This window comes from Spirosoma gilvum, assembly GCF_054776815.1.
Genome location: NZ_BAAHBH010000002.1, coordinates 818,520 through 832,476 on the forward strand (window position 1 = coordinate 818,520; position 13,957 = coordinate 832,476).

Annotated in this window: 15 protein-coding genes; 10 read left to right on the forward strand and 5 right to left on the reverse strand. The window is 46.3% G+C overall.

The genetic code is table 11. The annotated features are described in order from the left end of the window. Window positions 1–9 precede the first annotated feature (9 nt). The 4 genes from ACYVFD_RS08150 to ACYVFD_RS08165 form a co-directional block, all read right to left on the reverse strand. Entirely contained in the window at window positions 10–297 is a 288-nt protein-coding gene (locus ACYVFD_RS08150) for a cell division protein ZapA (RefSeq protein ID WP_461089374.1), read from the reverse strand. Window positions 298–343: 46 nt separating this feature from the next. Next, window positions 344–682 carry a hypothetical protein gene (locus ACYVFD_RS08155; protein ID WP_461089375.1) on the reverse strand — a complete coding sequence of 113 codons (339 nt, stop codon included), beginning with the start codon at window positions 680–682 and terminating at the stop codon, window positions 344–346. A gap of 90 nt (window positions 683–772) precedes the next feature. Continuing rightward, on the reverse strand, window positions 773–3,202 hold the full coding sequence (gene pheT / locus ACYVFD_RS08160) for a phenylalanine--tRNA ligase subunit beta (RefSeq protein WP_461089376.1): 2,430 nt from the start codon (window positions 3,200–3,202) through the stop codon (window positions 773–775). Between the two features lie 133 nt (window positions 3,203–3,335). Beyond that, window positions 3,336–3,971 (reverse strand): DUF1684 domain-containing protein, encoded by a 636-nt coding sequence (locus ACYVFD_RS08165; protein ID WP_461089377.1) that lies wholly within the window; start codon window positions 3,969–3,971, stop codon window positions 3,336–3,338. 331 nt (window positions 3,972–4,302) lie between these two features. On the opposite strand from ACYVFD_RS08165, the gene ACYVFD_RS08170 reads away from it, so the two are divergent. The 8 genes from ACYVFD_RS08170 (at window position 4,303) to ACYVFD_RS08205 (ending at window position 11,580) form a co-directional block, all read left to right on the forward strand. Then, window positions 4,303–4,698: a sugar 3,4-ketoisomerase gene (locus tag ACYVFD_RS08170; protein ID WP_461089378.1), complete on the forward strand. Its 396-nt coding sequence runs from the start codon at window positions 4,303–4,305 to the stop codon at window positions 4,696–4,698. Then, window positions 4,695–5,798, forward strand: a complete 1,104-nt coding sequence (locus ACYVFD_RS08175; protein ID WP_461089379.1) for a DegT/DnrJ/EryC1/StrS family aminotransferase — start codon at window positions 4,695–4,697, stop codon at window positions 5,796–5,798. The genes ACYVFD_RS08170 and ACYVFD_RS08175 overlap by 4 nt, the downstream gene beginning before the upstream one ends. Window positions 5,799–5,867: 69 nt before the next feature. Then, window positions 5,868–6,773 (forward strand): glycosyltransferase family 2 protein, encoded by a 906-nt coding sequence (locus ACYVFD_RS08180; protein WP_461089380.1) that lies wholly within the window; start codon window positions 5,868–5,870, stop codon window positions 6,771–6,773. A gap of 81 nt (window positions 6,774–6,854) precedes the next feature. After that, entirely contained in the window at window positions 6,855–7,619 is a 765-nt protein-coding gene (locus tag ACYVFD_RS08185; RefSeq protein ID WP_461089381.1) for a class I SAM-dependent methyltransferase, read from the forward strand. Between the two features lie 66 nt (window positions 7,620–7,685). Continuing rightward, complete coding sequence (locus ACYVFD_RS08190) at window positions 7,686–8,303, forward strand: riboflavin synthase (protein ID WP_461089382.1); 618 nt, start codon at window positions 7,686–7,688, stop codon at window positions 8,301–8,303. 132 nt (window positions 8,304–8,435) lie between these two features. Further along, window positions 8,436–9,212, forward strand: coding sequence for a PASTA domain-containing protein (locus ACYVFD_RS08195; RefSeq protein ID WP_461089383.1), 777 nt, complete (start codon window positions 8,436–8,438; stop codon window positions 9,210–9,212). A 23-nt stretch (window positions 9,213–9,235) separates the two neighbouring features. Beyond that, window positions 9,236–11,206 carry a T9SS type A sorting domain-containing protein gene (locus tag ACYVFD_RS08200; RefSeq protein ID WP_461089384.1) on the forward strand — a complete coding sequence of 657 codons (1,971 nt, stop codon included), beginning with the start codon at window positions 9,236–9,238 and terminating at the stop codon, window positions 11,204–11,206. An 80-nt stretch (window positions 11,207–11,286) separates the two neighbouring features. Continuing rightward, entirely contained in the window at window positions 11,287–11,580 is a 294-nt protein-coding gene (locus tag ACYVFD_RS08205) for a rhodanese-like domain-containing protein (RefSeq protein WP_461089386.1), read from the forward strand. A gap of 35 nt (window positions 11,581–11,615) precedes the next feature. Here ACYVFD_RS08205 and miaA read toward each other — a convergent pair whose 3' ends face one another. Continuing rightward, window positions 11,616–12,512, reverse strand: a complete 897-nt coding sequence (miaA, locus tag ACYVFD_RS08210; protein WP_461089388.1) for a tRNA (adenosine(37)-N6)-dimethylallyltransferase MiaA — start codon at window positions 12,510–12,512, stop codon at window positions 11,616–11,618. 423 nt (window positions 12,513–12,935) lie between these two features. On the opposite strand from miaA, the gene ACYVFD_RS08215 reads away from it, so the two are divergent. Both ACYVFD_RS08215 and ACYVFD_RS08220 read left to right on the forward strand, forming a co-directional pair. Next, window positions 12,936–13,274, forward strand: coding sequence for a winged helix-turn-helix transcriptional regulator (locus tag ACYVFD_RS08215; RefSeq protein WP_461089390.1), 339 nt, complete (start codon window positions 12,936–12,938; stop codon window positions 13,272–13,274). Window positions 13,275–13,339: 65 nt separating this feature from the next. After that, a complete protein-coding gene (locus ACYVFD_RS08220; protein WP_461089392.1) occupies window positions 13,340–13,954 on the forward strand; it encodes a hypothetical protein in 615 nt (204 codons plus the stop codon). The last annotated feature ends 3 nt before the right edge of the window (window positions 13,955–13,957 follow it).

Below are 13,957 nucleotides of genomic sequence, written 5' to 3' on the forward strand. Positions count from 1 at the left end.
CCCAGTTGTTTATGTCGAAACGACCGGCGTAACGACCTGGTCTAATTGAGTGATTTTGTCAAACACCATTTGTTGTAATCGCTGCATTTTTCGTTCTCCTCTGAGCTTAGTTACTAAGCAGTCGAAGGCTATCATGGCCAGAGCTTCCTGGGTTTCCGCAAAGCCCTTTTCCCGGTATTGTTTCAGTTCGTCCTGAATCAGCTTGGCGGCTTCGCGCACTACGGCTTCCGCTTCGGGCTCTACGTACAATTTGTAGGTCCGATCCGCAATTTTAACGCGAATTGATAGTTCTTCCATCGCTGCAGTCGGCTCAGTTGGGCTTTCCCTCGGAGCCAATTTGGGTTTATGACAAACTACTCAAGTGAGCTATACACCGTTCCAATTCCTGGATATACTCGTCGAGTTGTTGTTTTAATTCAGCATTCGTACCTGTATGTAACAGGTTGTCTTTTACAATTATACCACTATCTTTTGAAATAGCTGTATTATTTTCTGCCTTAGTTGATTTTTTTCGTAATTCTTTTACCTGGTCCTGCTCAGCTTTGAGGCTTTCCTGCAAGGCATCTCTCTCCCGTTCTAACTGCTCAATCTGGTTTTTCGCATCGGCATACAAATTTGTGAGCAACTTGAGTTTATGCTCAAATCGCTCCACCAATGCAATAATTTGATGCTCGCTAACCACAGTGTTGAATGATAGAATTTTGAATGATAGAATTTTGAATGATAGAATGAAACCTAAGGGCTATTCTATCATTCAAAATTCTATCATTCATTATTTACGAATAACAGCACCCAGCTCCTGCTCGAAGGCATTCATGAGTCGCTGCATGGTTTTATCGATAGCCGCGTCGGTAAGGGTTTGGGTTGAATCCTGCAACATAAAATTGACAGAATAAGCTTTCTTCCCACTACCGAGGTTATCACCTTCATACACATCGAAAACGTTGATAGACCGTAACAGCTTCCGCTCGGTCTGACGGGCCAGCCGACTGATTTGTTCAAAAGAAACGCCCTGATCAATAACCAGCGATAAATCACGACGGACTTCTGGGAAACGGGACACTTCTTCGTAGCGAACTTTGCCAGTTGCCAGTTTCAGCAGGGCGGCCCAGTCGAAGTCGGCGTAAAATACGGGCTGTTTCAGGTCCACTAATTTTGTGAGCTTGGGTTGAACCAAGCCTAAACTCACAACCGGTTTTTTATTGACTACGTACGTCAGACCATACTGGAAAATGGCGGAGTCGGCAGGCTGGGTGTCAAACGATTTGATACGGAATAGATTCAGAACGCGCTGAACAGCCGTAGCCAAATCATGATAAGCCACTGATTGTCCCTTCTGAAGCCAACTTTCCGACGATTGATTGCCTGTTATAGCCAGGCTTAATCGCATACGTTCTACGTACTTAGTGGCGCCATCTTCAAGTTTTACTTTATGATAGATCTTGCCAAATTCAAAGGTCTTTAGATCCTTCTGCCGTCGGTTCAAATTATAGACTAATGTTTCGAGGGATGAAAACAGTAGCGTTTGCCGCATAACCGACAGCTCATCGCTCAACGGATTCAGCAATGTTACATCTTCATTAGGTAATGAAGACCGGATAGCGTCGTGATAAGCCGGACGGGTAAGCGATAAGGTCAGGATTTCGAAGAAACCATTAGCGGCCATCAGTTGACCAACTCGATTCTGCCAGCCATCGGGGTCTGTTTTCGGAAATTCCGAGAGTGAATCGGCCGCCAGATTTGCCGATAGCGGAATATTATCCAATCCATAGATCCGTAGAATCTCCTCAATCACATCAGCTTCCCGCGTTACATCGACCCGGTAAGGTGGTACAATGGCGATAAAACCTTCCTCCGTTCGATCTTCAGCCTGAATGTCCAGTGCTTCCAGAATCCGGTGAATTTCGGTATGGTCAATTTTAATCCCAATCAGCCGATCGATGTTTCGATAGCGCACAGATACGCGGAATGGCTCTACCGAATTTGGATAAATGTCGGTGATTTCTGAGCTGATCGTTCCGCCAGCTATTTCCTGAATCAGCAGGGCCGCCCGCTTCAAGGCAAAAACAGGCATGTTGGGATCGGTGCCCCGCTCAAACCGGAACGATGCATCGGTTTTGAGCCCGTGATACTGCGCCGTTTTTCGGACAGACGTAGCCGAGAAGTACGCTGATTCCAGAAAGATGCTGGTTGTCTGCATCGACACGCCTGAATGTTGCCCACCAAATACCCCGGCAATACACATGGGTTTTTCAGCATCGCAGATCATCAGATCGGTAGCGCTAAGCTTCCGCTCAACCCCATCGAGCGTGATGAAGGGAGTCCCTTCAGGCAGCGTTTTAACAATGACCTGTTTCCCGGAAATCTTATCGGCGTCGAACGCGTGAAGCGGCTGTCCAAGGTCGTGCAATACGAAGTTTGTAATGTCAACGACGTTGTTGATCGGTTTCTGGCCAATGGCAATTAACCGTTGCTTAAGCCAGTCCGGAGATTCGGTTACAGTCAGTCCACTGATGGTCAGACCTGTATAGCGGGGGCAGGCGACTGTATCCTCAACTCGTACATCCAGCGTCAGGTTTGTGTTGTCGACCGTGAACGTGTCTACTGAAGGCAAGCGAAGTGGACGATTCAGTGCGGCTTTTAAATCACGTGCTGTACCATAGTGTGAAGCGGCATCGATCCGGTTTGGCGTCAGGCCAATGGCGATCTGGTAATCGGCTTCGAGGTTGAAGTACCGGGCTGCAGGTGTACCATTGGGCAGATCAGTATCCAGTACCATAATTCCGGCGTGCGAGGTACCCAGGCCTATCTCGTCTTCGGCACAAATCATACCTTCGGAAGCTGCCCCGCGAATTTTGGCTTTTTTGATTTGAAACACATCGCCCGAGGCTGGATGTAAGGTAGCACCGACGAGGGCAACCACTACTTTTTGACCAGCTGCCACATTAGGCGCTCCACAAACAATTGGAAGCGGCTGGTCAGTACCTACATCAACAGTGGTCAAACTTAGCTTATCAGCATCAGGATGTTTGGTGCAAGTCAGTACTTCGCCAATGACAACGCCTTCCAACCCGCCGGGTACCGCTTCAATTTTCTCAATTCCTTCTACTTCGAGTCCTGTTGCAGTCAGCATTTTACCAACTTCTTCAGGCAATTCGGGTAATTCAATAAAATCTTGTAACCATTTATAGGAAATTTCCATACACAGGCAAAACAGGTAATTGTTACAAAGGTAAGGAGGAAAGGAAAAGGGAGAAAGGAAAAGGGAGAAAGGGAGAAAGAGCAATGATAATTTCTTTCCTCCTTCCTGCCTTCTCCCTTTTCCTTTCTACTTTTCAATGATACTTTTCGCCAGCTTTTACGGCCACAGTGAGGGTATTTTCGGCGGGGGGGATAGGACAGGAATAAGTTGGATTATATGCACAATAGGGGTTATAAGCCGTATTGAAGTCCAATATAGCCCGGTTGTCGATTAATTTAGCAGGGTCCAGTTCCAGGTAACGCCCTCCGCCATAGGTTTCCTTGCCTGATGTAGCGTCGCGGAATAGAATCGAGTATGTATCCTGAAGTTTAACAACCAACAATCGGCAAGTTTCGTCATTTAGCTTAAAAACGGCGTGGGCAAACTTGTCGTAAACTTCCTCAGAACCATCACTCATTCGAACCACCAACTTTTGTGTCTTATCAGCAAAGAGCTCAAGTCGCGCGGAGACTCGGTAAGAAGGGTCGGGAGAGAAATAGCTAAGTCCCCGGAACGTAGTTTTCTCTTTTATAGGCGACTCACTGCCTGTACGGAAAAATTCGTCTTTCTTTCTTCGGTCACTATCGACTTGCTGACGATAGGTTTCCGGATTAATAGACTCATTCAAACCATCAGCAGAAGTAGTGTTACTGCTATCGAAAAAAGTATAATAGATGACTACTAATGCAACCAGTAAAAGTCCTGTCAGGAAGAATTTATTTTTAATCATATGTATAAATAATGGCTTTTGAGTGAAAGCCTGTATATGGTTGTAAAATTAGAGAAGGACCTGAACGATAGTAGTTAGTAGCGCACTAAAATTTATTTTTAGATTGATAGTGGAGAAAATTAATTAGTAACCAATCGATAAAATTTTAAACTAAAAATAGGGTTGATAATGCACTTCTGATTGCACTATTCCATTAAATCAGCCAGATGTCTATTTTTATGAGTATTTTAGCTCGCAGGTGTTAAGAAATTTACTTAGCTTTAATTGGTTTTTAATATATTTAGAAACCGAAAGGGTATTCTTACGGTAAGGTGCAAATTCTACTTCGCATATGGCTAAACTTTACGAGCTAAAAACATTTACGTCCGGGAACGGAAATTTAACCGTTTTTGAAGCTATTATTCCGGGGGTAATTCAGCGTGTTTTTTATATTTATGAAGCTGGTCATGGAGCAAGGGCAGGGCATCGACATATTAATGCCTGGAATGCGCTTATTTGTCTGAATGGAAGCTGCCGGGTGTATTGCAATAATGGCCACGAAGAAACAACGTTTGAGCTGAGCTCTCCGCGCCAATGCCTAGTGTTAATGCCCGAAGATTGGCACATCATGGATGAGTTTTCGAGCGACGCTATTTTATTGGTTGTGTCGAATCAGCCTTACGACAAAGACGACTATATCTACGAACCTTACCCAAATAGTCGGCTGATGATGGCCGATTCCGAATGATTTCTTTTCTGGATCTCAAGCGTGTTAATAAACCCTATGAGTTAGCCATTCAGGCAGCTACTGACCGAGTTCTGAAATCAGGCTGGTATATTTTAGGCCGCGAAGTTGCAGCTTTTGAAGCTACGTTTGCAGCTTATTGCCAAACAACCTATTGTATTGGGGTTGCAAATGGTCTGGATGCGCTGACGCTGGTATTGAAAGCCTGGGATTTCCCCAAAGAGAGCGAAGTGATTGTGGCCTCCAATGCATATATCGCATCTGTGTTAAGCATTACACTGGCTGGCCTGACACCCGTATTGGTCGAACCCAATCCACATACGTATTTGCTGGACCCCGATCGTGTAGAAGCAGCGATTACCGCGAAGACACGAGCCATATTACCCGTACACCTCTATGGTCGTTGCTGCGACATGCTGCCGATTCAAAAACTAGCCGAACGGTATGGGTTGAAAATTCTGGAAGATGCCGCTCAGGCACATGGAGCCACCTATGGAATGAAACGGGCAGGTAATCTGGGCGATGCAGCCGGATGGAGTTTTTACCCTAGCAAAAATTTGGGTGCACTTGGTGATGCCGGGGCTATTACCACCAACGACCAGGTATTGGCCGAGCGGCTGCGAGCACTCCGCAATTATGGCTCCGCCCAAAAATATGTCAATGACTATCAAGGGCATAATAGTCGCTTAGATGAGTTGCAGGCGGCTATATTATCCGCAAAGCTTCCCCAGCTCGATGGAGATAATGACCGCAGACGGGCATTGGCTCGTCAATATCTGACGGGGATTCGAAACCCCGATATACTGCTGCCACCAGCCGACCAGATTGGGCAGGATGTCTGGCATCTGTTCGTTATTCGGCATCCGCATCGTGGCGAATTGCAAACCTATTTACGTGAACGGGGTATCAGTACAGATGTACACTATCCAATTCCACCGCATAAGCAGCGGGCGTATGAATCATACGGAAATCTGTCGTTTCCGATTTCAGAGCAATTACATCAGGAAGTGCTCAGTTTACCCCTCAACCCATCCTTAACCGATGAGGAGGTTGCCTATATTATTGATACCATTAACCAATTTGGCGAAAGAGCGAAAGAATGAAAGAGCGAAATACTGGCTGTGCCGACAAATCGCTTTCTCGCTCTCTCACTCTTTCGCTCTTTCGCCCGTATGAATCTGTCTGTCATAATTCCGGTCTACAACAGCGAACGAACCATTGGCCCGCTGGTTGAACGGCTGCAGAATTGCCTGGCCGGGTGGGCGTTTGAGGTTGTGCTGGTGAACGACGGTAGTAAGGATGGGTCAGAAGCAGTATGTCAGCAGCTCGAAACGAGATTTCCTAATGTGACATTTGTGTCGTTGCGTAAAAACTTTGGAGAGTTTAATGCTGTCCTGTGTGGGCTTAACCATGTTGGCGGGAAGTACGCAGTGATCATTGATGATGATTTTCAGAACCCACCCGAAGCAATTTTGACGCTTGTCACTGCTGCTGAACAGGAAAATTATGATGTAGTCTACAGTCGATATGCACAAAAACAGCACCACTGGTTTCGAAACCTCGGTAGCTGGCTGGTCAACACCCTAACGACCTACTCAATTGGAAAACCCCGCGATCTTTATCTGTCGAGCTTTAAATTGATTCGACGGGAGGTAATTGATGAGATTATTCGGTACCGGGGGCCTTATCCTTACATCGATGGACTTATTTTTCGGGTAACCCGTAACATAACCAGTGTCGAAGTCCCGCACCACGCTCGTTCCGAAGGACGTTCCAGTTACACAGTTCGCAAACTTGTTGCACTCTTTCTGAATGTATTCATTGGATATTCGCTCTGGCCCATTCGAGTTTTCACCGTATTGGGGGCTGCTCTGTTGCTGGTCAGCCTTCTAACGGGTTTCTTGATGCTTGTTGGGTGGATCAGTAAATCAATTACCGTTCCCGGATGGGCCATCGTTGTATGGGCCATCGGAGCAGGATTGGGTTTGCAAATGCTCTTTTTGGGTGTGTTGGGCGAGTACCTTGGTAAGTTATTCATGGCGTATAGTGGACTACCTCCTTACGTAGAAAAAGAGTGAAAGAGTGAATGAGCGAGGCCTTTGACACCACTCATTCACTCATTCACTCTTTCGCTCTTTCACTCTTTCACTCTTTCGTGTATGATCGGTCATTCGGAAGAATATGAAAAAATGGCCCGGTTGGAAGGCCAGTTATGGTGGTACCGTAGTTTGCACGAACGGGTAGACGCTGCCTTGCAACAGCGCTTTGGGGATCGTCGGGATATTACGATTCTGGATGCGGGCTGCGGTACGGGTGGTATGCTGGACTTTCTGCGCAGGAAGGGCTATACGGCTTTGAAAGGGGTTGACGGGTCGACCGATGCTATCACTTTTTGTCAGCAACGCGGTCTTCCGGTTACGTTAATTAACCTGAACGAGCTGGCCCATTTTGAGCCGGGCATACAGTACGATGCTATTATCTGTAATGATGTGTTCTGTTATTTTACCGATGCCGACCTGATGCCTTTATTAAAAGCCTTGCAGCAACGGCTGAAACCTGGAGGTATATTACTAAGCAACAACAATGCTTTTACGGCCTTCGAAGGGCAGCATGATATTGCTGTAGGTGTAATTCGACGGTTTGTGCTACGTGATTTTGAGGGACGGATGCCCAGCGCAGACCTTCGGATTATCCAGTCGACATATTGGAGTTTAGTCCTTTCTATCCCAATTTTGCTGATACGACAATGGCAGCGGTTGCAACTAACGCTAGGCTGGCGGACGGCCGACGAAGCACAATCGGACGTGTATTTACCTACACCCTGGATAAATGAGACACTTTACCGAGTTGCTAAAGTTGAACAAAAGCTATTTCGCCGAACCCCCTTTGGTAGTTCGCTGTTCATATTGGTTGTGAGTCGATAGTCAATAATCGTTGTTTATATCGATGACTAGTTGCTGGAGACCGCCAATTATCGACTATTGATTTTTATGTTTACAGGTATTGTTGAAACAGCCGGCCTCGTTTCGGCCATTGAATCAGAAGGAACAAACTTGGTTTTTCGGATCGAATCAAGTCTGGCTTCTGAATTAAAAATTGATCAGAGTGTCAGTCATAACGGCGTTTGCCTGACCGTCACCAGTGTGAGCGATGGGAGTTATACCGTTACGGCTGTCGATGAGACGCTGAAAAAAACGAACCTTGGCCAACTAAAAACAGGCGATCGGGTAAATCTGGAACGCTGTATGCCTGCCAACGGTCGCTTCGATGGGCACATTGTGCAGGGGCACGTAGACCAAACGGGCGTATGTACCCATGTGCAGGATATGAATGGGAGTTGGTTATTCGATTTTCAGTACCAGCCCGATGAATCCGGTAATATTACCGTCGAAAAAGGGTCCATTTGTATCAATGGGGTCAGTTTAACCGTTTTTAATTCGCAGCCCGATGGTTTTCGGGTGACCATCATTCCATACACGTACGAACATACAACCTTCCGTGACCTTAAAGCCGGGGATATCGTCAATCTGGAATTCGATATTGTAGGAAAGTATATTAAAAAAATGTTGGGAAATACTTATTTTGTACCTGGTGAATTAGTAAAGTGATTCGAGGTAGAGGACTAAGGTACTATTGGTAGTAAAATCAGCCAATCGACTACTCCCCGATTTCACCCGCATCAATTACTTCACTATGTTTACCAGTACTCGTACGTCACTAAATCGCCCCACTACTCCTGAATGATTAAGATCAGCACCCGAACTGCTTCAGACTTGCTGATTCAAATTGGCATTATCGCATCCCTTCTGGTTGTTCTATTCCTGGGATTTTTCTTCCTCTATCTACCCTTTACCACGAATCACGGCCAAACAATCACCGTACCTGACGTAACTAAACTCAGTTTCGATGAGATGCAGAATCTGCTCGATGATCGAGATCTTCGTTACGAAGTCAGTGATTGCACCTTTGTGGCTGGATGGCAGCCTTTAACGGTTTTTCAGCAATATCCTCGGGCCAATGCAAAAGTGAAAGAGGGTCGAAAAATATACATAACGCTGGTGAAGCGGATGGCCCCGATGGTCTCTATGCCCAAATTAGACGATTTGACGCTTAAGAGTGCGGAGTTAAATCTGAAATCGCTTGGGCTTGAAAAAGGGGAGATCATCTACGTCCCTGATGTGGCCAAGAATTCGGTACTTCGGCAACTCTATAACGGCAAAGAAATTGCTCCCGGCACACCTGTACCAAAAGGTGCCCGAATAGATCTTGAAGTTGGCGATGGGTTGGGAAGTACGATGTTTGAGGTGCCAAACGTTGTAGGGTTACCACTCGACGAAGCCAAATTGACAATTCAGGGGTCGAATCTGAAAGTCGGCACGATTATTTCTGTTGAAGACCCCGAGAAGGAAGTCGGAACCGTGGTCCGACAGCGACCCGAAGCGCGTTCTGGTGAGCGCATTCGTGTTGGTGAAGCTATGGATTTGTGGGTCGTTGGGCCAATTGAGCCGGATCAATAAACGTTTTCCGGCATGCATGCTACATGAGAATTTCGTTACTTACTCAGCCGAATAAATCGTCGATCCGACCATTTTTATGCAGCCTGTTGTGGGTTGTCTGTACCGTTTGGGGGCTGAACGCGCAGGCTCAGACTTCCTTACAACTCCCTTTTTTCGATGACTTTGCTTCTGCGGCAGCCCGCTCAGGATCAACCCAGCCCGACCCAAGCCGGTGGGTGTCGGGTAGTGGGGTATACATAAACAATACCATGGCCATTGGTCATCCGACGATCAATGTGGCTACGTTTGATGGCTTGCAGGCCAATGGCCGCCCCTATGTTCGAAACGCAGCACTTGAGCAAGGGTATACCGATACGCTGGAATCGAAACCTATAAATCTGGCGGGTCTTGCCACAAGTAGCGGTGTTTTTCTTAGCTTTTACTGGCAAGCGAAGGGTTTAGGTGAATTGCCTGATCCGGGGGCATACCAAATCCAACGGCCAGATACATCGGAAACCAAGAAATCTCCTTACGATAAACCGTTTGTCAATGCGAGTGGCAAGTCGTTGTGGATTCATATCGACTCGCTGGTTATTCAGACTGCCGATTCCCTGACGCTCCAGTTTAAGAACACATCCGGAGTCTGGAAAACGATCTGGGCCAAAGCCGGTGGTCAGGCCGACACCGTATTTAGTCAGGCATTTGTACAAGTTCCGGCTACCTACCTTCATGGAGCTTTTGCGTTTCGTTTTCGGACGTATGGCCGACGATCAGGTCCGTTCGATACCTGGAATATCGATTACGTCTATTTGAACAAGGGCCGCAACGCCAATGACAAAGAAATGATCGACATTGCGACGCAGCAATCACTAACTCCGCTGTTGAAACGGTTTACGGCCATGCCGATGGCACAGTTTAAGGTGAAAGGCATCGCCGAAATTGCAGATACAGTGAGTACGGTAATCAATAACCTGATCAACAACCCGACACCAACACCACACCGTTTTATTGTGCGGGATGAAGTAACGGGCAACCAATTGCAAAACAGTATATCATCCCCAACGTTTGTCAATGGATTTCAGCGCCGAACCGTAAAACCAGCGATCAACGTCGATCAGACGCAGGCCAAAGCGTCGTTACGCTACGAAATTGACTTGGAAACGGCCGATGCACAAAACCCAATTTTCAGTGCTAACCCAAAGACTTTACTTAGTAATGATACCATTTCTTCGGTAGCAGTGCTCGATAATTATTATGCGTACGATGATGGTTCGTGGGAGTATGCCTATCAAATTCGGCAGCGCGAGCAGATAGCCGTTCGTTTTCCTCTCAATAAACCGGATACAGTTGGGGCCGTAAGAGCTTGTCTGGTGCCTTTTACGACAGATCAGACGGGGCAATCGTTTGTTATTACCATTTACGGAAATAATAAGGGTAAGCCTGGCATCGCGTTGTATCAGCAATCATTCACAATGCAGTATCCGTCGACCCGGAATGGGTTTGTCGATTATAAGTTTACGAGAAATGTTATCGTACAGGATACATTTTATGTAGGTTATCAGCAGATTGCCAGTGCCGACACCAGCTTGTTACGGATCGGGTTCGACAAAAACAGCCCGTTTGGCGAAAACCTGTTCTATAATGGCGGAGCCAACTGGGAGCAAAATCTGCGGAAAGATAATACAGGCAAACCGATTGGTGCGTTTCAAATAAATGGAGCTTTTATGCTCCGGCCTGTAATGGACAAAAAGGGCATACTAACACCGACTACTGAGCCTGAGCCGTTAGCCCTGATTCAAACGTACCCCAATCCGACTACCGGCCTGATTCGCTGGGATAACACAAAATTGACCCGGCTCGACGTATTGACTATCAGTGGTCAAACCTTAGTAACGCTCGAACCAAGTCGGGGCCAACAAACGTTAGACCTGAGTCACCTGCCCGATGGTCTTTACCTACTCCGACTTTTTATTGACCAACGGGCCGTGGTACAAAAATTAATCATTCAACATTAACTCAAAAGCGTCAGTCGCTACTATCAGTTATGGATCACTGACAACTGATAGTAACTGGCGACTAATGACTATCGACTACTATGGATATTACCGTGCAAGAATTGAAGGAACGGCTTGACAAAGGCGAAACATTGAATGTGATCGACGTGCGCGAACCGCATGAGTATGAAGCCGATAATATTGGTGCCCGACTCATTCCGCTGGGTGATCTTTCTTATAATCTTGACGAGCTGGAAGATTTACAGGACGAAGAAGTAATTGTTCTTTGCCGGTCGGGTAAACGTAGCGGTATGGCTCAGCAAATTCTGGAGCAAAACGGATTCAACAATGTCCGTAACGTAATCGGAGGAATGCTGGCCTATCGGGCACAGTAAATAAAAAATGTATGATGTATGTCGATTTGCATACATCATACATCATGCATCATACATCGAATCACTTTTTCCTCCTCATCGGGCTTTATCCAGGAGTAGTTTCCCTGATTACGAAACCAGGTCAATTGTCGTTTGGCGTAGCGTCGGGAGTTGCGTTTGAGCAGGCGCACCATTTCCTCGTAATCGTAGGTGCCATCGAGGTACGGAAAAACTTCCTGATAGCCTACGGTTTGTAAGGCTGGAAGGTCCCGATAGGTAACTAGCGACCGGGCTTCGTCAACCAGCCCGGCAGCGAGCATAGCGTCCATACGGGCGTCGATGCGCGCATAAAGCTCTTCCCGTGGGCGCTCAAGTGCAATCATCACGGATCGAAAAGGCCGTTCGACTGGCTGCTGACGGCGAAACGAAGAGTAACGCTGGCCCGTCGACAGACACACTTCAAGGGCTCTGGTTACTCGGATTGGGTTCTGCAAATCGGCTGTTTGGGCATATACCGGGTCTAGCTGTCGTAATTCCTGCTGAAGTGCGGCTAACCCTTCCTGTTGCAGGCGATTCAATAAATGCGCACGTAAAGAGGGCTCTACAGCAGGCATATCGTCAAGACCGAAACAAACAGCGTTGATATATAAGCCCGTGCCACCCGATAAAATTACCACATCTCTTTTTTGAAATAAGTCGGCTAATACAGTCAAGCATTCCCGCTCATATCGCCCAGCATTTACGGCATCGGTGATGGAATGAGAGTTGATAAAGTAGTGTTGCACACCTTCCATTTCGTCGGGTGTAGGTTTTGCTGTGCCAATAGTTAGTTCGCGGTATAACTGACGCGAATCGGCTGAAACAACATCCGTTCCTAAGATTTTAGCTAATCGAACACATAGAGCTGTTTTTCCTACAGCCGTTGGTCCTGCTATAACAAGCAATGTTTTCACAACGCAATTCCGGGTATTGATAGTCCTTTCTGACGAGATCCAGAACGCTAAAGATAGTGCAAAAGTCGTGCGCTTACCTGCAGGCGGAGTCGTTTTGGCTTTGCCCGGTCATAAATACCAATGAAGATGTTGGGGCTTCACCAAAATTTTAGAAGCGTTAGAACGAAAGAAAAAGCCAATTTGTTACTTCTTTAAGTATATAACATTATATATAGATTAGATGGGATAATGTGGAATATCATTAAAGCCGCCTATATCGATACTGATTAGCAATCAGTTATTATTCACTACTCAAATCAATTATTTCGGCAAAAAATTGTTTGTAGCGTAGATTAAATTAAAATATCTATATTTGCTCATAACATTGCAAGTGCCTTTTAATCAGTAAGTTAACTTACCAAAAGGTTAGTACTAATATTCCTCATGAACGAACCAATTAACGATCCAAAGCCCAATCATTTTAGTCCTATAGCCCTGAAGAAAACATTAGATATTATTTGTGGAAAGTGGCGATTATATATTATTTATCAAATTGGTACTGAAGTCCGACGATATGGCGAACTTAGACGCATGATCCCCGAAGTGAGTGAAAAAGTGTTGATACAGGAATTAAAGGCACTGGTTGAGCTGGGCGTAATTGAAAAACAATCCTACAATGAAGTGCCTCCCCGTGTTGAATACAGTTTGACTGATACAGCGAAAAGAATACTTCCACAGCTGTTCGAACTGTCCTCAATCGGCGAAATGTTCCTGAATCCCTAGTTCGCTACATCAACTATTTTTGAATTCGCGTCGTTATTTGTTGACATACAACGTAAGCGGATTCAATGAGTATACAGGTAGGTTGTCTATTTCTGAGTCTATTGGGACTTATCCAATTGGGCCAAGGCAGGCTACATCATGCTGGAATCGAACCGTTTTTGATCGGGAAAGAAAGCACTTCTGTTGCCAAATCGGCATTAGCCCCGCAATTCAGCAAAACGGTACGCTTCAATATATATAGCTTTTCTGTTGTTTCGGCTGATACCGGGCGTGTCCGGGAGGCAATTATCAAAGCCTATCGGGGCGAATTGCTCCTTACAAACTTCCGGGTCCGTGTAGACGGATCTGTAGTAGGCGTTGAAGTGGCCGATCTGGATAGTAACCGATTCCCCGAACTCTACATTTACAGTACCAGCGATGGAAGCGGTTCATTTGGTCGGGTGTATGCCTGGCAATTTCTGCCCGAACGGAAAGCCGATATTGCAATGCCGAACTGGCAACTGTCAACAGGGTCTGGCTATATGGGACACGATAGCCTATGGACCGACCGAACGATTCTTTGCCGCAAATACCCAATTTATCAGGATGGTGATGCCAATGCCGAACCTTCTGGTGGGTTTCGCATGATGCGTTATTACCTACAGGCCGCCGGTTTAAATTACTCGCTGATTGCTGAGTAGTCG